At 60.0% G+C, this 24,876-nt stretch carries 23 protein-coding genes; 11 read left to right on the plus strand and 12 right to left on the minus strand.

Annotated features, from left to right (window positions below; genetic code table 11):
• Window positions 1–86: 86 nt before the first annotated feature.
• Window positions 87–854 carry a hydroxyacylglutathione hydrolase gene (gene gloB / locus AACY44_RS17930; RefSeq protein WP_339530772.1) on the minus strand — a complete coding sequence of 256 codons (768 nt, stop codon included), beginning with the start codon at window positions 852–854 and terminating at the stop codon, window positions 87–89.
• Window positions 855–919: 65 nt separating this feature from the next.
• On the opposite strand from gloB, the gene AACY44_RS17935 reads away from it, so the two are divergent.
• From AACY44_RS17935 to AACY44_RS17955, 5 genes are all read left to right on the plus strand, one after another.
• A complete protein-coding gene (locus AACY44_RS17935; protein ID WP_339470804.1) occupies window positions 920–1,678 on the plus strand; it encodes a class I SAM-dependent methyltransferase in 759 nt (252 codons plus the stop codon).
• A gap of 30 nt (window positions 1,679–1,708) precedes the next feature.
• Entirely contained in the window at window positions 1,709–2,161 is a 453-nt protein-coding gene (gene rnhA / locus AACY44_RS17940; protein WP_010210917.1) for a ribonuclease HI, read from the plus strand.
• 70 nt (window positions 2,162–2,231) lie between these two features.
• Entirely contained in the window at window positions 2,232–2,972 is a 741-nt protein-coding gene (gene dnaQ, locus AACY44_RS17945) for a DNA polymerase III subunit epsilon (protein ID WP_339418505.1), read from the plus strand.
• Window positions 2,973–3,088: 116 nt separating this feature from the next.
• A complete protein-coding gene (locus tag AACY44_RS17950) occupies window positions 3,089–5,344 on the plus strand; it encodes an Orn/Lys/Arg decarboxylase N-terminal domain-containing protein (RefSeq protein WP_339438887.1) in 2,256 nt (751 codons plus the stop codon).
• Between the two features lie 8 nt (window positions 5,345–5,352).
• Complete coding sequence (locus AACY44_RS17955; RefSeq protein WP_339418330.1) at window positions 5,353–5,928, plus strand: GNAT family N-acetyltransferase; 576 nt, start codon at window positions 5,353–5,355, stop codon at window positions 5,926–5,928.
• A gap of 2 nt (window positions 5,929–5,930) precedes the next feature.
• On the opposite strand, the gene AACY44_RS17960 is transcribed toward AACY44_RS17955, so the two are convergent.
• Window positions 5,931–6,824, minus strand: coding sequence for a LysR substrate-binding domain-containing protein (locus tag AACY44_RS17960; RefSeq protein ID WP_339418331.1), 894 nt, complete (start codon window positions 6,822–6,824; stop codon window positions 5,931–5,933).
• Between the two features lie 109 nt (window positions 6,825–6,933).
• Here AACY44_RS17960 and AACY44_RS17965 point away from each other — a divergent pair, with 109 nt between their 5' ends.
• Window positions 6,934–7,278: a hypothetical protein gene (locus AACY44_RS17965; RefSeq protein ID WP_339438885.1), complete on the plus strand. Its 345-nt coding sequence runs from the start codon at window positions 6,934–6,936 to the stop codon at window positions 7,276–7,278.
• A gap of 61 nt (window positions 7,279–7,339) precedes the next feature.
• Here the strand turns inward: AACY44_RS17965 and AACY44_RS17970 are convergent, their stop codons facing one another.
• A complete protein-coding gene (locus AACY44_RS17970) occupies window positions 7,340–7,576 on the minus strand; it encodes a hypothetical protein (protein ID WP_339530775.1) in 237 nt (78 codons plus the stop codon).
• Window positions 7,577–7,803: 227 nt separating this feature from the next.
• Here AACY44_RS17970 and AACY44_RS17975 point away from each other — a divergent pair, with 227 nt between their 5' ends.
• Window positions 7,804–8,361, plus strand: a complete 558-nt coding sequence (locus AACY44_RS17975; protein WP_339418334.1) for an NADPH-dependent FMN reductase — start codon at window positions 7,804–7,806, stop codon at window positions 8,359–8,361.
• 53 nt (window positions 8,362–8,414) lie between these two features.
• On the opposite strand, the gene poxB is transcribed toward AACY44_RS17975, so the two are convergent.
• The 3 genes from poxB to AACY44_RS17990 all read right to left on the minus strand — a co-directional run bounded on the left by poxB (window position 8,415) and on the right by AACY44_RS17990 (window position 12,704).
• Window positions 8,415–10,139 (minus strand): ubiquinone-dependent pyruvate dehydrogenase, encoded by a 1,725-nt coding sequence (gene poxB, locus AACY44_RS17980; protein ID WP_339418335.1) that lies wholly within the window; start codon window positions 10,137–10,139, stop codon window positions 8,415–8,417.
• 428 nt (window positions 10,140–10,567) lie between these two features.
• Window positions 10,568–11,062: a DUF934 domain-containing protein gene (locus AACY44_RS17985; RefSeq protein ID WP_048727764.1), complete on the minus strand. Its 495-nt coding sequence runs from the start codon at window positions 11,060–11,062 to the stop codon at window positions 10,568–10,570.
• Entirely contained in the window at window positions 11,046–12,704 is a 1,659-nt protein-coding gene (locus AACY44_RS17990) for a nitrite/sulfite reductase (protein WP_339418337.1), read from the minus strand. The genes AACY44_RS17985 and AACY44_RS17990 overlap by 17 nt, the downstream gene beginning before the upstream one ends.
• Before the next feature lie 465 nt (window positions 12,705–13,169).
• Here AACY44_RS17990 and AACY44_RS17995 point away from each other — a divergent pair, with 465 nt between their 5' ends.
• A complete protein-coding gene (locus AACY44_RS17995) occupies window positions 13,170–14,231 on the plus strand; it encodes an ABC transporter substrate-binding protein (protein WP_339436737.1) in 1,062 nt (353 codons plus the stop codon).
• On the opposite strand, the gene AACY44_RS18000 is transcribed toward AACY44_RS17995, so the two are convergent.
• Both AACY44_RS18000 and metH read right to left on the minus strand, forming a co-directional pair.
• On the minus strand, window positions 14,228–14,446 hold the full coding sequence (locus tag AACY44_RS18000) for a DUF2970 domain-containing protein (protein ID WP_339418339.1): 219 nt from the start codon (window positions 14,444–14,446) through the stop codon (window positions 14,228–14,230). The genes AACY44_RS17995 and AACY44_RS18000 overlap by 4 nt on opposite strands.
• Window positions 14,447–14,565: 119 nt before the next feature.
• On the minus strand, window positions 14,566–18,276 hold the full coding sequence (metH, locus tag AACY44_RS18005) for a methionine synthase (RefSeq protein WP_339436736.1): 3,711 nt from the start codon (window positions 18,274–18,276) through the stop codon (window positions 14,566–14,568).
• Window positions 18,277–18,441: 165 nt separating this feature from the next.
• Between metH and AACY44_RS18010 the strand changes: the two genes are divergently transcribed.
• From AACY44_RS18010 to nfuA, 3 genes are all read left to right on the plus strand, one after another.
• Window positions 18,442–20,733, plus strand: coding sequence for a fatty acid cis/trans isomerase (locus AACY44_RS18010; protein ID WP_339530778.1), 2,292 nt, complete (start codon window positions 18,442–18,444; stop codon window positions 20,731–20,733).
• Window positions 20,734–20,820: 87 nt separating this feature from the next.
• The gene (locus tag AACY44_RS18015) at window positions 20,821–21,846 is read left to right on the plus strand and encodes an acyltransferase family protein (protein WP_339418344.1); all 1,026 of its coding nucleotides are present in this window, start codon (window positions 20,821–20,823) and stop codon (window positions 21,844–21,846) included.
• 59 nt (window positions 21,847–21,905) lie between these two features.
• Window positions 21,906–22,490 (plus strand): Fe-S biogenesis protein NfuA, encoded by a 585-nt coding sequence (gene nfuA, locus AACY44_RS18020; protein ID WP_003190728.1) that lies wholly within the window; start codon window positions 21,906–21,908, stop codon window positions 22,488–22,490.
• 187 nt (window positions 22,491–22,677) lie between these two features.
• Here the strand turns inward: nfuA and cobM are convergent, their stop codons facing one another.
• The 4 genes from cobM to AACY44_RS18040 form a co-directional block, all read right to left on the minus strand.
• Window positions 22,678–23,424, minus strand: coding sequence for a precorrin-4 C(11)-methyltransferase (gene cobM, locus AACY44_RS18025; RefSeq protein ID WP_339418346.1), 747 nt, complete (start codon window positions 23,422–23,424; stop codon window positions 22,678–22,680).
• A 70-nt stretch (window positions 23,425–23,494) separates the two neighbouring features.
• On the minus strand, window positions 23,495–23,887 hold the full coding sequence (locus AACY44_RS18030; RefSeq protein ID WP_339418348.1) for a cobalamin biosynthesis protein: 393 nt from the start codon (window positions 23,885–23,887) through the stop codon (window positions 23,495–23,497).
• The gene (locus tag AACY44_RS18035; protein ID WP_339428037.1) at window positions 23,884–24,588 is read right to left on the minus strand and encodes a CbtA family protein; all 705 of its coding nucleotides are present in this window, start codon (window positions 24,586–24,588) and stop codon (window positions 23,884–23,886) included. Before AACY44_RS18035 ends, AACY44_RS18030 begins: the two co-directional genes overlap by 4 nt.
• 11 nt (window positions 24,589–24,599) lie before the next feature.
• Window positions 24,600–24,788, minus strand: coding sequence for a CbtB domain-containing protein (locus AACY44_RS18040; RefSeq protein ID WP_012723860.1), 189 nt, complete (start codon window positions 24,786–24,788; stop codon window positions 24,600–24,602).
• Between the last annotated feature and the right edge of the window lie 88 nt (window positions 24,789–24,876).

Here is a 24,876-nt window from a genome sequence, read left to right on the forward strand (position 1 = left end):
AGTTCCGGGCAAAAATGTCGGGCGATTCTAGAAAGCGCATTGGTTCCGGTCAACCATTCAGAAATTACGTATCAGATTGTTTTCCGTTAGAACTTATCTTTCCAGGCCCTCAAACTAGCAAATACCTCGGCCCTAGAGCGGTTGTCGCGCCCATTCCGTTCGTCCGCTTTTTGTTTAACGGATGTTTCAGAGGTGCGCAGAAAGGGATTGGTGCGCTTTTCCAGGGCCAGGTTGGAAGGCAACGTGATCTCGCCCCGGGCCCGCAGTTGAAGGACGTTTTCCACGCGTTCGGCGATATCTGCGTTGTGTGGTTCCACCGCCTGGGCAAACTTGAGGTTACTTTGTGTGTATTCGTGGGTGCAGTACACCAAGGTATCGGCAGGCAGCGAGGCCAGACGCTCAAGAGAGGCGTACATCTGTTCCGGCGTGCCTTCGAACAGGCGCCCGCAACCGGCGGCGAACAGGGTGTCGCCACAAAACAGCACGCCTTGGTGATAAAAGGCGATATGGCCCAGCGTATGGCCAGGCACTGTATAAATGTCGAAGTCCCAGCCGAGCACCGTGATGCGGTCATTATCGTTTAACGCTACGTCCCGCGCCGGGATCATCTCGTTGGCCGGGCCGTAGACCTTGGCGTCGGTAGCACCTTTGAGTTGTTCGACACCGCCGACATGATCATGGTGATGATGGGTAATCAGGATGTCGCTGAGGGCCCAGCCAGGGTTTTGCTTGAGCCAGGCCAGTACGGGCGCGGCGTCGCCGGGGTCGACCACGGCGCAGCGCTGGGTGCGGGGGTCTTGTAACAACCAGATGTAGTTATCGGTGAAGGCGGGCAGGGCAGTGATCTGTATCATTCTTCGATTCGCCAAGCTGAACACATTGGTGCATCTTAGAACGTCTAGGCGAGTTGGAGAATGCAATGACTGATAAAGCGTTCGCCCAGGCCGATCCTGAGTGGCTGGCCCTGATCAGCGCAGCCCGTGAATGGCTGTCCGGACCCATCGGGCAATTTCTGCTGCACGAAGAACGGCGCATGCTTGAAGACGAGTTGGGCCGGTTCTTTGGCGGCTACCTGGTGCATTACGGGCCATCAGCCGAAACGCCACCCGCCGCGCCCCAAGTGCAACGCAATGTACGCTTGGGCGCACCGTTGCCGGGGGTTGAGATCGTGTGCGAGGAACAAGCCTGGCCGTTGAGCGAGCACGCCGCCGACGTGGTGGTGTTGCAACATGGGCTGGATTTCTGCCTGTCACCCCACGGTTTGTTGCGCGAAGCGGCGAGCAGTGTGCGCCCAGGTGGCCATTTGCTGATTGTGGGCATCAACCCCTGGAGTAGTTGGGGGCTGCGCCATGTGTTTGCCCATGACGGCCTGCGCCAGGCGCGCTGCATCTCGCCGCAACGGGTGGGGGACTGGCTGAACCTGCTGGGCTTCGCGCTGGAGAAACGCCGCTTCGGATGCTATCGTCCGCCGCTTGCTTCGACCAAGTGGCAAGGCCGCCTGGCTGGCTGGGAGCGGCGCGCAGGTGCCTGGCAACTGTCGGGCGGCGGCTTCTATTTATTGGTCGCACGCAAGATCGCGGTCGGGCTGCGGCCGGTGCGTCAGGTACGTCGCGAGCCTATCGGCAAGCTGCTGCCGATGCCGCTGGCCAAGGTCAACCGTGAGCAAGTCGATACGTAACTTCTTTTTTGAATTCAGACCGAGCAACCGATGACCGATAGCGTAGAACTCTTCACCGATGGCGCCTGCAAGGGCAACCCGGGCCCTGGCGGCTGGGGCGCATTGCTGGTGTGCAAGGGCGTGGAGAAGGAATTGTGGGGCGGTGAACCCAACACCACCAACAACCGCATGGAGCTGATGGGTGCCATTCGCGGCCTGGAAGAACTCAAGCGCCGCTGCAACGTGCTGCTGGTGACCGACTCGCAGTACGTAATGAAGGGCATCAATGAGTGGATGGTCAACTGGAAGAAGCGTGGTTGGAAGACCGCGGCCAAGGAACCGGTTAAAAATGCTGACCTGTGGCAACTGCTCGATGAGCAATGCAATCGGCACGACATCACCTGGAAGTGGGTGCGTGGTCACATTGGCCACCCTGGCAACGAACGCGCCGACCAACTGGCCAACCGTGGCGTGGACGAAGTGCGCGGCTACAAGCAGAGCTGATGCCGGCTCACGTGTTAACATCGCGCCCTTTGATTCACACCACACCGTTGAGAGCTGAACCCTGATGGCCATCCGATCTGTTGTACTCGATACCGAAACCACCGGCATGCCGGTGACTGACGGCCACCGGATCATTGAAATCGGCTGTGTCGAACTGATGGGTCGCCGCCTCACCGGGCGTCACTTCCACGTCTACCTGCAACCAGACCGGGACAGTGACGAAGGCGCGATCGGCGTCCACGGCATCACTGACGAATTCCTCAAGGGCAAGCCGCGCTTTGCCGAAGTCGCCGATGAGTTTTTCGATTTCATCAATGGCGCCCAGCTGATCATCCATAACGCAGCGTTCGACGTCGGCTTCATCAATAACGAGTTTGCCCTGATGGGGCAGACGGATCGCGCCGACATCTCCAGGCACTGCTCGATCCTCGACACCCTGATGATGGCCCGGGAGCGTCACCCGGGCCAACGCAACAGCCTCGATGCCTTGTGCAAACGTTATGGCGTCGATAACTCCGGCCGTGAACTCCACGGCGCCTTGCTCGACTCCGAGATCCTCGCCGACGTTTACCTGACCATGACCGGCGGGCAGACCAGCCTGTCCCTGGCCGGCAATGCGTCCGATGGAAATGGTTCGGCGGAAGGCTCGGGTAACCGCCCTTCGGAAATCCGCCGCCTGCCGGCGGATCGCAAGCCGACCCCGATTATCCGCGCCAGTGAGCAAGACCTGGCCGAGCATGCGGCGCGGTTGGAGGCAATTGCCAAGTCGGCGGGTGCGCCGGCGTTGTGGACCCAGCTGACCCAGCAATAACCCCCAAGACTGAACGCAGCCCACACTGGATCTCCATTGCTTTCAAAATCTTCATTCGCGTCATCGCCCCCAAGCTTCTACCCTTGAGTGCATAGCCGTCAGGACGCCATGCCCTTATGTACAAAGACCTGAAGTTTCCGATCCTCATCGTGCACCGCGATATCAAAGCCGACAGCGTCGCCGGTGACCGGGTCCGAGGCATCGCCCGGGAGTTGGAACAAGAGGGCTTCAGTATCTTTTCCGCCGTGGACTACGCCGAAGGCCGGCTGGTTGCTTCTACCCATCATGGCTTGGCCTGCATGCTGATTGCCGCCGAAGGTGCCGGTGAGAACACCCACCTGCTGCAAAACATGGTCGAACTGATCCGCCTGGCGCGGTTACGGGCGCCGAACCTGCCGATTTTTGCCCTGGGCGAGCAAGTCACCCTGGAAAACGCGCCGGCCGACGCCATGAGCGAACTCAACCAACTGCGCGGCATTCTGTACCTGTTCGAAGACACCGTCCCGTTTCTCGCCCGGCAAGTCGCCCGCGCGGCCCGCACTTACCTGGATGGCTTGTTGCCGCCGTTCTTCAAGGCGCTGGTGCAGCACACCGCCGACTCCAACTATTCCTGGCACACCCCCGGCCATGGCGGTGGCGTGGCCTATCGAAAAAGTCCGGTGGGGCAGGCGTTTCATCAGTTTTTTGGGGAAAACACCCTGCGTTCTGACCTGTCCGTCTCGGTGCCGGAACTGGGCTCGCTGCTGGATCACACCGGCCCATTGGCTGAAGCGGAAGCCCGCGCTGCACACAATTTTGGCGCCGATCACACCTTCTTCGTGATCAACGGCACGTCCACCGCCAACAAGATTGTCTGGCATTCCATGGTCGGCCGCGATGACCTGGTGCTGGTGGACCGCAATTGCCACAAGTCGGTATTGCACTCGATCATCATGACCGGCGCGATCCCACTGTACCTGTGCCCGGAGCGCAACGAACTGGGGATTATCGGGCCGATTCCCCTGAGCGAATTCAGCCCCGAGTCGATCCGCGCCAAGATCGACGCCAGCCCGCTTGCCCGTGGCCGAGTGCCGAAAGTGAAGATGGCGGTGGTCACCAATTCCACCTACGACGGCCTGTGTTACAACGCCGAGCTGATCAAGCAGCAATTGGGCAGCAGTGTCGAGGTGCTGCACTTTGACGAGGCCTGGTATGCCTATGCGGCGTTTCACGAGTTCTTTGCCGGGCGCTACGGCATGGGCACTTCGCGCACGCCGGACAGCCCGTTGGTGTTCACCACTCACTCCACCCACAAACTGCTTGCAGCCTTCAGCCAGGCCTCGATGATCCACGTGCAGGACGGCGGTGCGCGCCAGCTGGACCGTGATCGTTTCAACGAAGCGTTCATGATGCATATCTCAACCTCGCCGCAATACAGCATTATCGCTTCGTTGGACGTGGCCTCAGCGATGATGGAAGGCCCGGCCGGGCGCTCGCTGTTGCAGGAAATGTTCGACGAAGCCTTGAGTTTCCGCCGTGCCCTGGCCAACCTGCGCCAACACATTGCCGCCGATGACTGGTGGTTCTCCATCTGGCAGCCGCCGTCGGTGGCGGGTATTGATCAGGTGGTTACCGACGATTGGCTGTTGCAACCTGAGGACGATTGGCATGGCTTTGGTGATGTGGCCGAGGACTACGTGCTGCTGGACCCGATAAAAGTGACACTGGTGATGCCCGGCCTAACCGCCGGGGGCGCTCTGAGCGACTGCGGCATTCCTGCTGCGGTGGTCAGCAAATTCCTGTGGGAGCGTGGCCTGGTAGTGGAAAAAACCGGGCTGTATTCCTTCCTCGTGCTGTTCTCCATGGGTATTACCAAAGGCAAATGGAGTACGCTGCTCACCGAATTGCTTGAGTTCAAGCGCAGTTACGATGCCAATGTCAGCCTCGCTAATTGTTTGTCATCGGTCTTCGCACAAGGGCCGGCGCGCTATCAGGGTCTGGGTTTGCGCGACCTGTGCGATCAATTGCACAGCTGTTACCGCCGCAATGCCACCGCCAGACACCTCAAACGCATGTACACGGTGTTGCCGGAAATTGCGATGAAACCGGCCGACGCCTATGACCAATTGGTGAGAGGTGAAGTCGAAGCGGTATCGATTGACGCCTTGCCAGGGCGCATCGCAGCCGTAATGCTGGTGCCGTATCCACCTGGCATTCCATTGATTATGCCGGGCGAGCGGTTTACCGATTCGACGCGCTCGATCATCGACTACCTGGCCTTTGCCCGGACGTTCGATAGCAGTTTCCCCGGTTTTGTCGCCGATGTTCATGGGTTACAACACGAAGATGACGGCAGTGGTCGTTGTTACACCGTCGATTGCATCAAGGGTTAAGAATGTTTATGCAAGCTGTAATGAACCCGAAGTATCCGGGGCTCAGTGTACGGGTCGCTGACGAAGGTTTTGATGCCTACGTGTGGGGCAATGACTTCAGCTTTGAGGTCAGCGGCTATGGGCAGCCGCAGATGGGCGCGCGGGTCGATCAATGGCCCGTGGAGCGCATCGTGCCGTACCGCAAGTGCTATGGTATCGATCCGGAGGAGTTCGCCAGTTTTCGCGATGCGCCCGACAGCGCGATCTTCATGGCCTACCTGGACGACCGCCCGGTGGGGCATATCGTGGTCAGTACCAATTGGAACGGCTATGCCCATGTCGATGAACTGGCGGTGGTCTTGCCCGCGCGGCGTCATGGGGTGGCCAAGGCATTGCTGGATGTGGCGCAGTTCTGGAGCCGCAAGAAAAACCTGCCCGGCTTGATGCTGGAAACCCAGAACAACAACCTCGGCGCCTGCCGTTTGTATGAACGTTGTGGTTACGTGATGGGGGGCATCGACAATCTGCGCTATCGCGGCATCGATCCGCAAACCCGCGAAGTGGCGATCTTCTGGTATCGGTTATTCAAAAGCGAAGTCGAATAGGCTTAGCCCACCAACAGGCCTTCAGCCTTCTGCGTCACGATCTCCAGCAGTGCATTCAGCGCCGGGGAAGTCACGCCATCCTTGAGGGTCAGCGCATACAGGTTGACCATGATCGGCGGCGACACCGGGCACGCATCCAGCCCGGCTTCACGCGCGCCAAACGCGGTGAACGGGTCAACCACCGCCAAGCCTTCTCCCGCTTCCACCATGCTGCGCATCATCTGATAGGTCTGTACGCGCGTCTGCACCACAGGCAGCGGGCGCAAAGCTTGCAGCTTGGCGTCCAACTGGCGGCTGAGCGGGTCCTGGCCCTCCAGGCCAATCATCGATTGCCCGGCCAGGTCCTGCAACGCGATGTACTTTTGCTTGGGCTTTAGCCAGCCACGGGGCGCGAGTAATTGCAGCTTGCCCTGGGCCAGTACGGTGCTGTGGATCTGTGGGTGTTCCGGGTCATGCAGGCTTAAACCGACGTCAGCCTCGTGCAGCAGCAGGCTCCTGACGATCTCCCGTGTCGGCTGGCTCGACAGGTTGCAAGGTGTGTCCTGGAAACGTCGGCGCAGCACCGCAATGCTGTGCGGCAACAGTTGGTTGGCCAGGGGCGGCGTGCACAGGGCACGGAGGGTCGGGGCGTGATGGTGTTTCAAGCGACTGGCCAGGCGTTGCACCGGCTCCAGCGCCTCATACACATGGGCGATTTCTGCCTGCAGCTCCAGCGTTTCCCGCGTCGCCTGCAATCGCCCGCGGATGCTGGCGAACAGCATAAAGCCCAGTTGCGCCTCGGCTTCCTTGAGCGCCGCGTCCACGTCGCCCACGGGGAGTTGCAGCCACTCGGCGGCCAAGCCGGGGTGTCCGGTCTGCAAGATGGCCTGAATCACTTCGATATGACGTAAACGCATCGCCGGAGTCTATGTGCAGCGCGCCGCGTATTCAATAGAATGGCTACGCTGATCATCAACGACCACAGCCGGCTACCGGCATTAACAACAAAAACAGGTCTGGTCTCAAATGCCTCTACCCTCGATATTCCTCGGGGTAACGGCCAAGCAACTGCTGGTTCTGGTGACCGTAGGGTGCGTGGCTGCTTATCTCTTCAATACCCAAAGCGAAACCACGCCGGAAAAGCTGGCACTTGAAACGTTTATCCGTTCCCAGGAACAGGTGGCCGAACAGGTGGGGGCAGTCCTTGGCATTGAGTTGATCAGGCAGGTGGTCGCGCATCCCGGTTACAACTCGGCGGGTTACCAGCGTTCGATGTTTGCGGTGGAAGGCGAGCGTGGGCGGGTAGTGGTGACGTTGAAAGAGGTCGAGGGGGAGCAGGGCATTGAAGTCACGGAGATCCGCCGCCCGTGATCACCTCAGCCCAGTCAATGCCATCAATGGCCAGGACTGAGCAGGTGGATAGGGCGAGATCTTATGAAGCGAGGGTGGTTTGCGATTCGCGCACGAGAATGGTGCCCGACTGAATCAGCTTGAATTCGTCGCCTTCCAGTTTCTCTACACGGTCGCCAATGGCCAGCTTGTAGGTGGTGGTAGGTCCCGAGCCAGCCAGGTCGCCTTGCGCCGGGTTGGATTCCTGGAACTCATGCACCGAATACACGCGTCCTTCTGCGTCTCTGGCATGAAACTGTCCGACTAGTACTGCTGCCATCTGTTTAGAACCTCTGGAGATAAACACTCGATTTGCGGTTCTGTAGACCGTTATGGAGCGGGGTAGTTTACTTACGGAATAAAAATACTATTCGCTGATCTTTTTGGACGCTTCCTACACGTTGTAGGGCGATGCAAACGTCCGGGGGATGAGCAAAACCTTCTGGTGAACACGCCGCGAAGACTTTATAACTACACGTTCCTTTAGTCAGACGTCGAGAAACCCCAATGAGCAAGGTCTACACGGTAGCCGTCCTGGTTGGCAGCTTGAGAAAAGACTCGATTAACCGCAAGGTTGCCTTGGCATTGGCCGAACTGGCCCCTGTCAACCTTAGGTTGAACATTGTGGAAATTGGCGATTTGCCGCTCTACAACGAAGACATCGACGGCGCTGCACCGCCCGCAGCCTACAGCACTTTCCGCCAACAGGTGAGCTCATCCGACGCGGTGCTGTTCGTGACCCCGGAATACAACCGTTCCGTGCCCGCTCCGTTGAAGAATGCCATCGACGTGGGTTCCCGGCCGTACGGGCAGAGTGCCTGGAGTGGCAAGCCGGGTGCGATCATCAGCGTGTCGCCGGGGGCCATTGGTGGCTTTGGCGCCAATCATCATCTGCGCCAATCCCTGGTGTTCCTGGATGTGTGGTGCATGCAGCAGCCGGAGGCCTACTTGGGGGGGGCGGGGAGCGTGTTCGATGACGCAGGCAAGGTCTCGGAAAAGACCAAGCCGTTTCTGCAAGCGTTCATTGATGCCTACGGCAAGTGGGTGGAAAAACAGCACGCTTGATTTGGCAATGAGATCAGAATGTGGGAGCGGGCTTGCTCGCTCCCACATTGGGTTCAGCGTAGCCAGTTGGTGCGCGCCAGCTCGATCACTTCATCGCCACGCCCACTCATCACCGCCTTGAGCATATACAGGCTGAACCCCTTGGCCTGTTCCAGCTTGATCGTCGGCGGCATCACCAACTCCTGGGTCGCGGTGATCACGTCCACCAGCACCGGGCCGTCATGGGCCAAGGCGCGGCGCAGGGCCGGCTCCAGGTCCTCGGATTGTTCCACCCGAATGCCGAGGATGCCCATGGCATTGGACATGGCGGCGAAGTCCGGGTTTTTCAGCTCGGTGCCAGCATCCAGGTAACCCGATGCTTTCATTTCCATGGCGACAAACCCCAGCGACGAGTTATCGAACACGATGACTTTCACTGGCAGCTTCAACTGCGCCAGCGAGATGAAATCCCCCATCAACATGGCGAATCCACCGTCACCGGACATCGAGATCACCTGGCGATTCGGGAAGGCTGCCTGGGCACCAATGGCCTGGGGCATGGCATTGGCCATCGAACCGTGGTTGAACGAACCGATCAGGCGGCGTTTGCCGTTCATCTTCAAATAGCGTGCCGCCCAGACGGTGGGCGAGCCGACGTCGGCGGTGAAGATCGCATCATCATCAGCCAGCTCGCTGAGCAGGCGCGCCACGTACTGCGGGTGGATTGGTCGATCGGCTTTCGACGGTTGAGCAAGGTCGTCCAGCCCTTGGCGGGCCTTTTCGTAGTGCTTCAAGGACGCTTCGAGAAAGCTGCGATCGGTCTTGCGTGTCAGGCGCGGTAGCAACGCGCCAATGGTTTCACTGACGTCGGCGGCGATGCCCAAGTCCAGCGTGGCACGACGGCCCAGCGCCTGCGGGTTGCGGTCAACCTGGATGATCTTCGCGTCAGTCGGGTAGAACTGACGGTACGGAAAGTCGGTGCCGAGCATGATCAAGGTGTCGCAGTCGAGCATGGCGTGGTAACCGGAGCTGAAGCCGATCAGGCCGGTCATGCCTACGTCGAACGGATTGTCCCACTCCACGTGCTCCTTGCCGCGTAGCGCATGCACCACCGGAGCGCCGAGTGCGTCGGCCAGGGCGACCACTTGGTCATGTGCACCGGCACAGCCGCTGCCGCAGAGCAGGGTGGTTTTATGGCTGCTTTCAAGAATTTCGGTAAGGCGTTGTAGGTCTTGTTCAGCTGGCAAGGTGCGCGGCGCGTGCAGAGCGGGCCAGGGCTTGAGCTTGTCTTCCACTTCCAGCAGCGAGACGTCGCCCGGAATCACCACCACCGCGACGCCGCGATTGAGGATCGCCGAGCGCATGGCGCGGTGCAGCACATGGGGCATCTGCTCGGGGTTGGTCACCAGCTCGATGAAGTAGCTGCATTCCTTGAACAGTTCCTGAGGATGGGTTTCCTGGAAGTAGTTAAGGCCGATCTCCGAAGACGGAATCTGCGCGGCAATCGCTAGTACCGGCACATGGTTGCGATGGCAGTCAAACAGGCCATTGATCAAGTGCAGGTTGCCCGGCCCGCAGCTGCCGGCGCAGACCGTCAGCTCACCCGTGGCCGCGGCTTCGGCACCGGCGGCGAACGCGGCCACTTCTTCGTGGCGCACGTGCATCCACTCGATGCTGTCCATGCTGCGCAGGGCGTCGGTGAGGCCGTTGAGGCTGTCGCCGGTCAGGCCCCAGATGCGCTTGACGCCCGCCTGTTCAAGGGTGCTCGCCAATTGCTGGGCCAGGTTGATTTTCGCCATGGAGAACTCCAATCGTCAGTGAGGTTAAAAACTGCTGATCAATAGGGGACAGTTCGATCACGGCGAATGCTCCGCCTTTAATGTGAAGATTGCGTCAGAGAGGGGCTTCACCGCCGGCCCCCTGTGGGAGCCGTCGAGCTTCAGCGAGGGCGCGATAGCGGTGGGGCAGGCGATGATTATGTTGGCAGTGCCGGCCTTTTCGCAGCCTCGCTAAAGCTCGACAGCTCCCACCTTTGATCTGCGTTGCTGATAGGAATGGTGTCCGTAAGGAATGCCTGGGAGCCGAGATTCAGCCGCCACCGCCGATCCCCTGTGTGAGCCGTCGAGCTTTAGCGAGGCCGCGATAGCGGTGGGGCAGGCGGCGAGTGGATTCGCTGATGAACCATAAAAAAGCCCTGGCATGCCAGGGCTTCTTCTTTCGCTAAGACTCAGCGACGACGAAACAACGGCAACGGTTCATCCGTTGCAGCCTGGTACGTCACGGAGAAGTCCTTGAGGCTTTCCAGCGCTTCGTACGGGTCTTTGTCGGCGCGCAGGGCGAAGGCATCGAACCCGCAGCGGCGCAGGTAGAACAACTGGTCGCGCAGTACGTCGCCAATGGCGCGCAACTCGCCCTTGTAACCGTAACGGTCACGCAACAGGCGCGCGTTGGAGTAGTTGCGACCGTCGGTGAACGCCGGGAAGTTCAGGGCGATGACTTGGAAGTGTTCCACGTCGTCGCCGATCTCTTCGGCTTCTTCATCGGCGTCCAGCCACACACCCAGGCCGCCGTCGCGGGCCTTTAGGGCGTGGCCGTGTTCGCGCCACAGCGCCAACGGCACGATCAGGTCGTCGCAATTGGAGATGCCGTCGAAGCTCGCGTCCTTGGGCAGCAGGTGCCAGGTTTCGTCGAGGACTTCGTTGTTCTTAATGATTCGCTGCATAGACGCGCTCCTTGAACAGGTCAATGCCGATGCGCTGGTAGGTGTCGATAAAACGCTCATCTTCGGTGCGCTGTTCGATGTACACATCGATCAGTTTGCCGATCACCTCGGGCATGGCTTCCTGGGCGAAAGACGGGCCGAGGATCTTGCCCAGGCTCGCATCGCGGCTGGCGCTGCCACCCAGGGACACTTGGTAGAATTCTTCGCCTTTCTTGTCCACGCCCAGGATGCCGATGTGGCCGACGTGGTGGTGACCACAGGCGTTCATGCAACCGGAGATGTTCAGGTCCAGCTCGCCGATGTCGAACAGGTAGTCCAGGTCTTCGAAACGACGCTGGATCGATTCGGCAATCGGGATCGACTTGGCGTTGGCCAGGGAGCAGAAATCGCCACCCGGGCAGCAGATGATGTCGGTCAGCAGGCCGATGTTCGGTGTGGCGAAACCGCCTTCGCGCAGCTCGCCCCACAGGATAAACAATTGGCTCTGCTCAACGTCCGCGAGAATGATGTTCTGCTCGTGGGAGGTGCGCAGTTGGCCAAAGCTGTAGCGCTCGGCCAGGTCGGCGACGGCGTCCAGCTGCTTGTCGGTGATATCGCCCGGAGCAACGCCGGTAGGTTTCAGCGACAGGGTCACCGCGACATAACCCGGCTTCTTGTGCGCCAGGGTGTTGCGGGTACGCCAACGGGCGAAACCTGGGTGCTGCTGGTCGAGTGCCGCGAGCTCGGCGTCCTGATTGGTCAGGGCCTTGTACTCGGGATCAACGAAGTGTTTGGCCACGCGGTGCACTTCGGCTTCGGTCAGTGTGGTCTGGCCGCCGCGCAGGTGTTCCATTTCAGCGTCGACTTTCTGGGCAAACACCTCAGGGGTCAGCGCCTTGACCAGGATCTTGATCCGGGCCTTGTATTTGTTGTCACGACGGCCATAGCGGTTGTAGACCCGCAGGATCGCGTCGAGGTAGCTCAACAGGTCCTGCCACGGCAGGAACTCGTTGATGAAGGCGCCGACTACCGGGGTCCGGCCAAGGCCACCACCCACCAGTACGCGGAAGCCCAGTTCGCCGGCTGCGTTGTGCACTGGCTCCAGGCCGATATCGTGCACTTCGATGGCCGCGCGGTCCGAGGTCGAGCCATTGATGGCGATCTTGAACTTGCGTGGCAAGTAGGCGAATTCCGGGTGGAAGGTGGTCCACTGACGGACGATTTCGCACCAAGGGCGTGGATCGATCAGTTCGTCAGCGGCCACGCCGGCGAATTGGTCGGTGGTCACGTTACGCAGGCAGTTACCGCTGGTCTGAATCGCGTGCATTTGCACGGTCGCCAATTCAGCCAGGATGTCCGGCACATCTTCCAGTGCCGGCCAGTTGAACTGGACGTTCTGGCGGGTGCTGATGTGGGCGTAGCCTTTGTCGAAGTCGCGGGCAATCTTGGCCATCATGCGTGTCTGACGTGACGTCAGTTGGCCATAGGGCACGGCCACCCTCAGCATCGGCGCAAAGCGCTGCACATAAAGGCCATTTTGCAGGCGCAGAGGGCGGAACTCTTCTTCGCTCAGTTCACCTGCTAAGTAGCGTCGGGTCTGATCACGGAACTGCTTGACGCGGTCCTCGATGATGCGCTGATCGTATTCGTCGTATACGTACATATAGGTCCTGTTCTCGGCAAATCTGCGCGCACGGCCGCGCACTCCCAACGGAGCCGGGGCACGATACCAGTTTGCGTTTATGCGCAAAAGTGATGTTTGAGTATATGCAAATAACCAAATCGCCTAATTAGAGCCATTATTGCGATACCCACATTTGTCATACGGGCAATCGTCAACTTTACTGTGAGCGTGTTTAGGGGGCGTTCTCATCGATTTTCCCCGCCAGCGGGGAAAATCGATAAGAGCGCCCCCTAGCAATCACCTATAAAACCGATAAGAGGCGATGCGATGAGCAATCCTACAAAAGCCCGTAAACCCGACAGTACCGTTGATGCCTGGGCCATTCTGTTTTTGATCATACTGGTGGTGGGAACTGCCGTATTCTGGGTGAGCCACCAGTAAACGTCCTCGGGTGACTGTCGCATTGCCACTATCATGGCGGTCAATATTCAAGGTTTGATAACCATGTTGAAGGTGTTGATTGCGTGTGTCTGGTTGCTGGGGTCGGCGTATGGGGCAACGGCCCATGCCACGTCGGTGGTGTTTCTCAACCCGGGCATGTCGACGGAAACCTTCTGGGTCAGCTACACGCAATTCATGCAGGCCGGTGCCAAGGACCTCGGCCTGCATTTACGCGTGCGCTATTCCGAGCGCGATACCCAAAACACCCTGATCCAGGCCCGTGAGGCGCTGCAAGGCAGCGAGCGGCCGGATTACCTGGTGCTGGTGAATGAACAATACGTTGCCCCACAGATTCTGCGCATGGCCCAGGGCAGGGGGGTCAAGCTGCTGATCGTGAATAACGCGCTGACTGCCGACCAAGTGCAAATGCTCGGCCACGACGTCGATTGGCTCGGCAGCATCGTTCCCGACGACGAGCAGGCCGGGTACCTGATGTTCAGCGATCTACTGCGCCAGCACGGCCCTGTCGCGCCTGGCGAGCGCATTGATTTGTTGGCCTTCTCCGGCGTCAAGAACACCCCGGCCGCGCAGTTGCGTGAACAGGGCCTGCATCGCGCCCTGGCCGAGCACCCCGAGGTGCGGCTGCGCCAGTTGGTCTATGGCGAATGGAGCCGTCAGCGCGCGTTCGAGCAAGCCACGCAACTGTTCAAGCGCTACCCGAAGACGGCGCTGGTGTGGTCGGCCAACGATGAGATGGCACTGGGTGCGATGCAGGCGCTGCAGGGCAGCGGGCAAATGCCGGGCAAGCACGTGTTGTTCAGTGCGGCCAACAGTTCACCGCAGATCTTGCAGGCGCGGTTGGACGGTCGACTGAGTACGCTGGTCGCCGGGCATTTCACCCTGGGCGGGTGGGCGATGGTGTTGATTCATGATGATGCCAAGGGTGTGGACATTGGCACCTTCGGCGGACGTGATCGCCAGGAAGCGTTATTCCAGCTGATTGACGCCGCCCAGGCGCAGCGCTTACTGGGCGCTACTGCGCGCGTTGACTTTCGTGCGCTGTCTGCCGTCGGCAAGCCGGCGTCCTACCGTTATCCCTTCAGCTTGCAACTGCTGCTGCGCTAGACCCCGGCCAGGAGCAGCACCAGCTTGACGATGCCGAACAACGCCAAGGCAAACACCGCTGTGAACAGAATGCCCAGCAGCACAAAGTGGCTGGGCTTGCCGTGGGTAAAGTCGCGGGCGCGGTTCTTGCCACTCTGCACGCCAAAGGCGGCCGCCAAGACGCTGTGCAGCATCTGCCAGAAAGTAGGGGGCTTGTTGTTGACTGGATCGTCCATAAATCCCTCGACACAAGGTGTGTGAGGGACAGCATAGCTGACGATGTTTTGATCTGTAGTGAACGGGCTTGCCCCGCGCGGGGAAAGCCCGCTCACTACAGAACCTGGGGGGCGGTCAATCAGTTGTCGTAACCCAGGTTCGGCGCCAGCCAACGCTCGGTCACGGCCAGGTCCTGGCCTTTGCGGGCGGTGTAGCTCGCCACCTGGTCTTTGTCGACTTTGCCCACAGCAAAGTATTGCGCCTGCGGATGGGCGAAGTACCAGCCGCTGACGGCCGCCGCCGGAAACATCGCGTAGTGCTCGGTGAGGAACACGCCACTACGCCCGGCCTGCATTTCGCGGGCCTCGGGATCGAGCAGTTGGAACAGTTGGGCTTTTTCGGTGTGATCCGGGCACGCCGGGTAGCCCGGGGCAGGGCGGATGCCGCTGTATTGCTCCTTGATCAGCGCTTCGTTATCCAGTTGCTCGTCCCTGGCGTAACCCCAGTAGTCCTTACGGACTTGCTGGTGCAGCCACTCGGCGCAGGCTTCGGCCAGGCGGTCGGCCAGGGCCTTGACCATGATTGAGTTATAGTCGTCGCCAGCGTCCTGATAGGCCCTGGCGACTTCTTCGGCACCGATGCCGGCGGTGGTGATGAAACCACCGATGTAGTCGGTTACACCGCTGTCTTTGGGTGCCACGAAGTCGGCCAGGGAGAAATTCGGCTTGCCGTCAGTCTTGATGATCTGCTGGCGCAGGTGGTGCAGCTTTGCGATCGGTTGGCCGTCGTCGCCGTAGACTTCCAGGTCATCGTCCTGCACCTGGTTGGTCGGCCAGAAACCGAATACCGCGCGGGCGCTGATGAGTTTTTCGTCGATCAGCTTGGCGAGCATTTCCTGGGCGTCGGCGTACAGCGCGGTGGCCGCTTCACCCACGACTTCATCGGTAAGGATGCGTGGGAATTTGCCGGCCAGGTCCCAGGAGATAAAGAACGGTGTCCAGTCGATGTACTCGGCCAGCACCTTGAGGTCGATATTGTCCAGCACCTTGGCGCCGGTAAAGGTCGGCACCACCGGCGTGTAGCTGCTCCAGTCGAACGGCGGCTTCTTCGCGATGGCGGCCGGGTAGCTCAGGCGTTCGGTGCGGGCGCTACGGTTGGAGGTGCGTTCGCGCACGTCGATGTATTCCAGGCGGGTTTTCTCGACGAAACCGGCCTTGAGTTCCTTGGACAGCAGTTGCGTGGCCACGCCCACGGCGCGCGAGGCGTCGGTCACGTAGATCACCGCATCGTTGCTGTACTTGGGCTCGATTTTCACCGCCGTGTGCGCCTTGGACGTGGTGGCGCCACCGATCATCAAGGGCAGGTGGAAGTCCTGGCGCTGCATCTCACGGGCGACATGCACCATCTCGTCCAGGGACGGGGTGATCAGGCCGGACAGCCCGATGATGTCGCACTTCTGCTCCTTGGCCACCTGCAGGATCTTCTCCGCCGGCACCATCACGCCGAGGTCGACGATGTCATAGCCGTTGCATCCCAGCACCACGCCGACGATGTTCTTGCCGATGTCGTGCACGTCGCCTTTCACAGTGGCCATCAGGATCTTGCCCTTGGCTTCCGGCTTGTCGCCTTTTTCCAGTTCGATGAACGGAATCAAGTGGGCCACGGCCTGCTTCATCACACGGGCGGACTTCACCACCTGGGGCAGGAACATTTTGCCGGCGCCGAACAGGTCGCCAACGATGTTCATGCCGGACATCAACGGGCCTTCGATCACTTCGATCGGGCGTGCGAATGACTGCCGGGATTCCTCGGTGTCGTCGACGATGTGGGTGGTGATGCCCTTGACCAGCGCATGTTCCAGACGTTTGTTGACCGGCCAGCCGCGCCATTCTTCGGTCTCGGCTTCCTTGACGCTGCCGTCGCCTTTGTATTTGTCGGCGATGGCGAGGAGGGCGTCGGTGCCTTCTGGGGTGCGGTTGAGCACCACGTCTTCCACGGCGTCACGCAGCTCGGCCGGGATCTGGTCGTAGATCTCCAACTGGCCGGCGTTGACGATACCCATGGTCAGGCCGTTGCGGATCGCGTACAGCAGGAACACCGAGTGGATTGCCTCACGCACCGGGTTGTTGCCACGAAACGAGAACGACACGTTGGACACGCCGCCGGAGGTCAGCGCATACGGCAGCTCGTCACGGATATAGGCACAGGCGTTGATAAAGTCGACGGCGTAGTTGTTGTGCTCTTCGATACCGGTGGCGACCGCGAAAATGTTCGGGTCGAAGATGATGTCTTCCGGCGGGAAGCCGACTTCATTCACCAGGATGTCGTAGGAGCGTTTGCAGATCTCTTTCTTGCGCGCTTCGGTGTCGGCCTGGCCGGCTTCGTCAAACGCCATCACCACCACGGCGGCGCCATAGCGCTTGCACAGCTTGGCGTGGTGAATGAACTGCTCGACGCCTTCCTTCATGCTGATGGAGTTGACGATGCCCTTGCCCTGGATGCACTTCAGGCCGGCCTCGATCACTTCCCACTTGGAGGAGTCGATCATGATCGGCACGCGGGAGATGTCCGGCTCGCCGGCAATCAGATTGAGGAAGGTCACCATGGCCTTCTTCGAATCGAGCATGCCCTCGTCCATGTTGATATCGATCACCTGGGCGCCGGCTTCCACCTGCTGCAAGGCGACTTCCAGGGCTTCGGTGTAGTTGTCTTCACGGATCAGGCGCGCGAAACGCGCGGAGCCGGTGATGTTGGTGCGCTCGCCGACGTTGACGAACAATGAGCTGCGATCAATCGTGAACGGCTCCAGGCCCGACAGGCGGCAGGCCTTGGGGATGTCCGGGATCTGGCGCGGCGCATAACCGGCCACAGCCTTGGCGATGGCTTCGATATGGCCCGGCGTGGTGCCGCAGCAGCCGCCGACGATGTTCAGGAAGCCGCTCTGGGCAAACTCCTCGATAACCTTGGCGGTTTCCGATGGCAGTTCATCGTACTCGCCGAATTCGTTGGGCAGGCCAGCATTGGGGTGCGCGGACACATGGGTGCTGGCTTTGTTCGACAACTCTTCCAGGTACGGGCGCAGTTCGCTGGCGCCCAGGGCGCAGTTTAGGCCCACGGAAATCGGCTTGGCGTGGCTGACGGAGTTCCAGAACGCTTCAGTGGTCTGGCCCGACAGCGTGCGGCCGGAGGCGTCGGTGATGGTGCCGGAGATCATGATCGGCAGTTCGATATTCAGCTCTTCAAACACACCCTGCACGGCGAAGATCGCCGCCTTGGCGTTGAGGGTGTCGAAGATGGTTTCGATCAGGATCAGGTCAGCGCCGCCTTCGATCAGGCCTTTGGTGGCTTCGGTGTAGTTTTCCACCAGTTCATCAAAGGTCACGTTGCGGTAGCCGGGGTTGTTCACGTCGGGCGACAGCGAGCAGGTACGGCTGGTCGGGCCGAGCACGCCAGCAACGAAACGCGGCTTGGCCGGTGTCTCCAGGGTCTTGGCGTCAGCGACCTTGCGCGCCAGGCGTGCGCCTTCTACGTTGAGCTCGTAGGCCAGTTCTTCCATGCCGTAATCGGCCATGGAAACGCGGGTGGCATTGAAGGTGTTGGTTTCGAGGATGTCGGCACCGGCATCCAGGTAGGCTTTTTCAATACCGCCGATCACGTCCGGACGGGTGAGCACCAGCAAGTCGTTGTTTCCCTTGACGTCACTTGGCCAGTCGGCGAAGCGTTTGCCACGGTAGTCCTGTTCTTCAAGCTTGTAGCTCTGGATCATCGTGCCCATACCGCCGTCGAGGATCAGGATGCGGTCCTTGAGGGCTTGGTGAAGGGCTTGCAGACGAGCGCTACGATCGGACATGGGACTACTCTGGTCAGGCATTTCGGAGGGCGTGAATCATAGCAAACCTGTGCCGATTTGGAGCATGTACGGGTTTTACATGAATATCGTTCATGTTGGCTGGGGGCATGGCCCGGTAGAATCACCGGCACTTTTCGCCGCACGCATTGAATCGGGACCGGATCCATGTCATTTCGCCTCATCGCCAGCGCCGTCCTGGCACTGGTTACCTGCACTGCTCAGGCCGACGGATCCGCCCCGGCGATTTCGTATACCCGCGACATTCAACCGATCTTCACCGAGAAATGCGTGGCCTGCCATGCCTGCTACGACTCCGCCTGCCAGCTCAACCTGGGCAGTGCCGAAGGCGCGGTGCGCGGTGCGAGCAAAATGCCGGTGTATGATGGCGAGCGCAGCCAGGCGGCGCCGACCACCCGCCTGTTTATAGATGCTTCTGGCAAGGCGGCCTGGCAACAGAAGGGCTTTTACTCGGTGTTGGACGCGCAGGGCAGCCAGGCTGCATTGATGGCGCGCATGCTCGAATTGGGGCACAACGCTGCACTGGCACCCAATGCCAAGTTGCCTGAAGACATCGTCCTGGGCCTGAACCGCGCGAACATGTGCGCAATACCCGGCGAATTCAACGCCTACGCCGGCGCCCACCCCAAGGAAGGCATGCCACTCGCCGTCACCGGCCTGACCGAGCAGCAGTACCAGGCGCTGCAACGCTGGCTCGCGTCCGGCGCGCCTATAGATGAACAAAGCCTGGCGCCGAGTGCCAGCGAAGCCTTGCAGGTGCAGCAGTGGGAGAACCTGTTCAACAAGCCAGGCGCCCGCGAAAGCTTGGTGGCACGCTGGTTATTTGAGCATTTGTACCTGGCGCATATTGACTTCGAGAATGGCGAGCCGGGGCATTTCTTCCAGTGGGTGCGGTCGCGCACCCCGAGCGGGCAGCCGATTGATCTGATCACTACCCGTCGCCCTAACGATGACCCTGGTACTCATGTGTATTACCGCCTGTGGCCAGTGCAGGGCGTGATCGTGCATAAAACCCACATCACTTACCCCTTCAGTGCTGCGAAAATGGCGCGCATCAAAGCGCTGTTCTACGCCGGCGACTGGCAGGTCAGCGCCTTGCCTGGCTACGGCCCAGCCCGTCGCGCCAATCCATTCGAAACCTTCGAGGCCATCCCCGCCAAGGCGCGTTACCAGTTCATGCTGGATAACGCCGAATACTTCGTACGCACTTTCATTCGTGGGCCGGTGTGCCGCGGGCAGATTGCCACGGATGTGATCCGCGATAACTTCTGGACCCTGTTCCAAGACCCGGACCACGACCTCTACATCACCGATGCGCGCTATCGCGGCCAGGCCACGCCATTACTGGCCATGCCGGGACAGAATGACGATGTGGGCAGCGTGCTCAGCCTGTGGCGGGCCTACCGCGATAAACGCAATGAATACGAGGCCCTGCGCCGTGACAGCTATGCTGACCTGCCGCCGCCAAGCTGGTCGAGCCTGTGGGCGGGCAATGACGATGCCTTGCTGAGCATTTTCCGCCACTTCGACAGCGCCTCGGTGACCAAAGGCCTGATCGGCGATGTGCCGCAGACGATGTGGTTGTTCGACTATCCGCTGCTGGAGCGTACGTACTACCAATTGGCGGTGAATTTCGACGTGTTCGGCAATGTCTCGCACCAGGCCCAGACCCGGTTGTACTTCGACCTGATCCGTAACGGCGCCGAGCAGAACTTCCTGCGCCTGATGCCCGCCGATACCCGTAAAGACTTCCTCGACGACTGGTACCAGAACAGCGGCAAGATCAAGCTCTGGCTGGACTATGAGGCCATTGATGATGAAAAACCCACGGGTTTGCACCTGAACCAAAACGACCCGAAGCGCGATTTCGCCAACCAATTGTTGACCCGTTATGCCAGCTTGAATGCCAGCCCGGACCCATTTAACCGTTGTGTGAGTGCGTATTGCTCGCGCAGCGGTATTGATCCGGTTTTGCAGGATGCGGAGCAGGCGTTGAGCCGCTTGACCTCACGCCCGGCCGCCGGGCTCAAGGTGATCGATCAATTGCCCGAAGCCACGATGTTGCGCATTCAAACTGCCAGCGGCAAGCGCGAGATCTACAGCCTGCTGCGCAACCGCGCCCACAGTAATGTCGCGTTTTTGCTGGGCGAAGCCTATCGCTACCAGCCGCGACTCGACACCTTGACCCTTTACCCCGGCGTACTAAGCAGTTACCCGAACTTCATGTTCAATATACCCGCCCAGGAAGTGCCCGAGTTCGTGGCTGAAATGGAGCGGGCCAAAGATGCCGATCGTTTCGAAAAGATCGTCGACCGCTGGGGCGTGCGGCGCAGTCATCCGTTGTTCTGGCAGTACTTCCACGATCTGTCGCAGTACCTCCACGAAGTCGCGCCCGTGGAAGAGGGGGTATTGGACATGAACCGCTATGAGAACCTATAACGACGCTCATTGATCCAGTCATCTCTCCAGGCGGAAGTTGAAGCAGTCGGATATCCAGTGCGCGGGGCTCGAAAAGGTACTCCGATAATGTTGATTTCAGTGCAATTTCTCCGCGCCTTGGCTGCATGGCTGGTGGTGGGTCACCATGTCATGCAGCTGTTTTTCAACTTTGAGGTGCACAACGCGCTGGAGTATCTGTTCGTCGAAAAAGGCGGCGCAGGGGTGGATGTGTTCTTTGTCATCAGCGGCCTGGTGATATTCCTTGCGACCGCAGACAAAGCCCTGACACCTTGGTGCTTCATGCTCATGCGCGTGGCACGGATCGCTCCGGCGTACTGGTTCTATACCTTGCTGCTGGCCCTCCTGACCCTGGCTGTGCCGTCGATGTTTCCCGATGTTCAACTCGCGCTGGGCCATGTGCTCCTGTCGATGCTCTTTATCCCTGCCCAGCACCCGGCAGGCTACGGCGTCTATCCGCTGCTGGATGTCGGCTGGACCCTGAACTTCGAAATGCTGTTCTATGGCCTGTTCGCCGTCGCCTTGTGGGTTCGTGGGGACTATCGGTTATGGGTGGTGGCCGTGCTGTTGTACCTGGTGTGCTACCTCATCGCTCCCGCCCTTGACTTGGCCGACGGTTTTTACAGCAATGATATTGTCCTGGAGTTTCTGATGGGCATGGTCATCGGCATGCTGTATCGCCGCGGCCTGTGTCGGGCCAGGGCGTGGGTGCCGTTGTTGGGGATTGTGGCGGCATCAGTGGCGTTTTATCACGGGGCGGATCTGCCCCGTGCGTTTGAATGGGGCGTGCCCAGCGCGATCCTGGTCATCAGTTGCGTGGCACTGGAGCCTTACTTCCAAGGCTCACGCGTGTTGAAGCTGATGGGGGACTGCTCTTACTCGGTGTATCTGATCCACGTGCTGGTTCTGTGCGCTGGGCTGTGGGTGGTCAAGCGTACGGGAATAGATCCCTATGCGATGCTGCCTGTTTGCATCGTATTAACGGCGCTTTGCGCCTTTGCGAGCTACCAATGGCTGGAAAAATCGACCTATCGCACGCTTAAGCGTTGGTTTGGCATTGATGATCCCGCAGCTCTTTCCCGACAAAAATACTAGGACTTTGTACCTCTGTAATGATTTGGCGTAAACTGCCGGCAAGCCTGTGAGGAGTTTCCATGACTGCCATAACCATTACCGACGCCGCCCACGATTACCTGGCTGACCTGCTGTCCAAGCAGAACACCCCAGGTATCGGTATTCGCGTCTTTATCACCCAACCCGGCACCCAATACGCCGAGACTTGCATTGCCTACTGCAAGCCAGGGGAAGAGAAGCCTGAAGACACCGCCTTGGGGCTGAAAAGCTTCACCGCGTACATCGACGCCTTCAGCGAAGCCTTCCTCGACGACGCCGTGGTCGACTACGCCACCGATCGCATGGGCGGCCAACTGACCATCAAGGCGCCGAATGCCAAGGTGCCGAACGTCAACGCCGACAGTCCGGTGAACGAGCGCATCAACTACTACCTGCAAACCGAGATCAACCCGGGCCTGGCCAGCCACGGCGGTCAGGTCAGCCTGATCGACGTGGTGGATGACGGCATTGCCGTGCTCAAGTTTGGCGGCGGCTGCCAAGGCTGCGGCCAGGCGGACGTGACCCTGCGCGAAGGCATCGAGCGGACCCTGCTGGAGCGTATTCCAGAGCTCAAGGGTGTACGTGACGTGACCGACCACACGCAGAAAGAAAACGCCTACTACTGAGTAAGGTGTTCACTGCGGACAAAAAAAACGGCGCCCCGTGAGCGCCGTTTTTTATTGTTTAAATTCAATGGCTTGAGATACTTAGCTAAGAAAGCAGATCAACTGTGGGAATAAACCCGCTCCAGCGGTTTTATTATAATTTATTCAATTAAATCAGTGCTTTGAACCTGTAAGCTGATTCGGTTTATTAAGATCGATAAAGGTGCGCATGCCCTGCGCGATACAGCGAAGACTCACTGAAACCCTCACTGCCCAACACCCGACCCACCACAATCAACGCCGTTCGCCGAAATCCCTTCGCCGCCACTTTCCCGGCAATATCGCTCAGCGCCCCCACCACCCAATCCTGATCCGGCCACGTCGCGCGGTGCACCACGGCAATCGGGCAGTCCGCGCCATAGTGCGGCAGCAGTTGAGCGACGATTTTCTCCAAGTGATTGACCCCCAGATGGATCGCCATGGTGGTGCCATGTCGCGCCAGGCTGTCGAAGTCCTCGCCATCCGGCATGCTGGTTTTATCTGCATAACGGGTCAGGATCACACTCTGGGCGATGTCCGGCAGGGTCAGCTCGGTTTCCAATAACGCTGCGCAAGCCGCCACTGCCGTGACGCCGGGAATGATCTGGAATGGGATGCCCAGCTCACGCAAATGACGGATCTGCTCGCCAATCGCCCCGTACAGGCTCGGGTCGCCAGAATGTACGCGTGCCACGTCCTGGCCTTTCGCGTGGGCGGTCTTGATCAGGTCGATGATCTGTTCAAGGTGCAATTCGGCACTGTTGACCAGTTGTTCTGCCTGGTGGCCTTCGAGCACTGCCGTCGGCACCAGCGAGCCGGCATAGATGATCACCGGGCAACTGCGGATCAGCCGCTGGCCTTTGACGGTGATCAATTCCGGGTCGCCGGGGCCTGCGCCGATGAAGTAGACGGTCATGGGAATATCCTATGGAAAAACGCACGAGCATGAAGAACGCTCATGATCGGAGCGGGCGATTATCAGGTTTTCAGCCGGCGCAAGCCAATGCGAAGGTGGCCTGGGCGGTTTGCTTGCGGGTAATCAATAGCCGGGCAGGGGCGTTGGCGAGGTGTTCAGCCAGGGCCAGGGCGGCGCTTTCGGCAATGCCGTAGCAGCCTGTATGGGCAAACGCGATCGCGGATTTGTGGCTCAGCTGTTCTGCATAGCCCGCCAACTGATCAGCGTCGAAACACTGGAACGGCACGTTCAACAGATCGGCCAGGGCTCGAAGGCCAGGTTCATCGCGCTTGCGGTCGATACTGGCCAGCGCGGTGATCCGTTGGGGCTCGATACCGCCCTCGGCGAGGGCGCTCTCGAGCAGGGCCAGCAGGGTGTGAACGTCACAACCCCGCTGGCACCCCAGGCCGACCACTAAAATCATGCTGGGTATTGATCATCACGATTGCGGCGGAACAGCCAAGCGCTGATCAGGCCCAGCGCTAGCCAGAAGGCGACATTGGTCAACTGCGAAGCAATCTTGAACTGCGCTTCCAAGGCTTCGGGGGCTAGCATCGAATGCACTTGCGGCTGGGGCGCGCCGATCACGTGTGGCACGACCAGAATCGCTACGCCCAGCGCTTTGAGCAGCCAATTGCGGCCGAACACGATCAGCGCTATGCCCGCAGCGGTGGAGGCGGCGGTGCCTACCCACCAGATCTGCCGTTGTGCGAGATCAGCGGCAGCAGTGCCCGGCAGCTCAGGCGGCAGGCCCATTGTCGGCGCCAACACGAAGGTTGCGTAGCCGGCCAACCCCCAGAGCAGCCCCTGGGCAGTGCGGGTGGGTGCGCGCAGGGTATAGAGACCGGCGAGCATCAGCGCGAAACCGACAGCGACCACCAGATTACCGCCGGTGGTAGACAACACGCGCTGCCAGCCGTCTTCCGGCTCCCAGGCTTCGAGGTCATGGGTATGCGCGGCAGCACCGGCTGCGTGCTCATGCATCACTTCAGTCGCTGCCGGGGCCTTTTCAAAGGTTTCCGCCTGCAGAATTAACGGAGCGACCCAGAAGCTTTGCAGCAGGGTCAGCAGCAGGGCAGCCAGAAGACCGGTGAAACCGGCAGTTTGCGCAATACGCTTGATCATGTCGGCAGGTCTCAGTGGCACGGGAACGCGGCGCTGTGGCGGGTATCGTGGGCAGCGTTGTGCACCGCCTCGATGTGCGAGAAACCGGCGAAATACACCAGGCACGCGCCCAGGATCGACGCGCCGATTGCGGCGGTCAGGCGTTGGCTCAAGGTAGAGGTGCTGCTGGCGGAGTGCGAAGTGCTGCTGATGATCGACATGGCGCGTCCCTTTCAGGTATCAGGGTGAAACGAGCGCATGAAAACCCCGCGAGCCAGGCTCGCAGGGTTTTGAACAGCGCCCGCCCAC

The organism is Pseudomonas sp. RA_15y_Pfl1_P11 (assembly GCF_963970975.1).
Taxonomy (GTDB): Bacteria; Pseudomonadota; Gammaproteobacteria; order Pseudomonadales; family Pseudomonadaceae; genus Aquipseudomonas; species Aquipseudomonas tritici.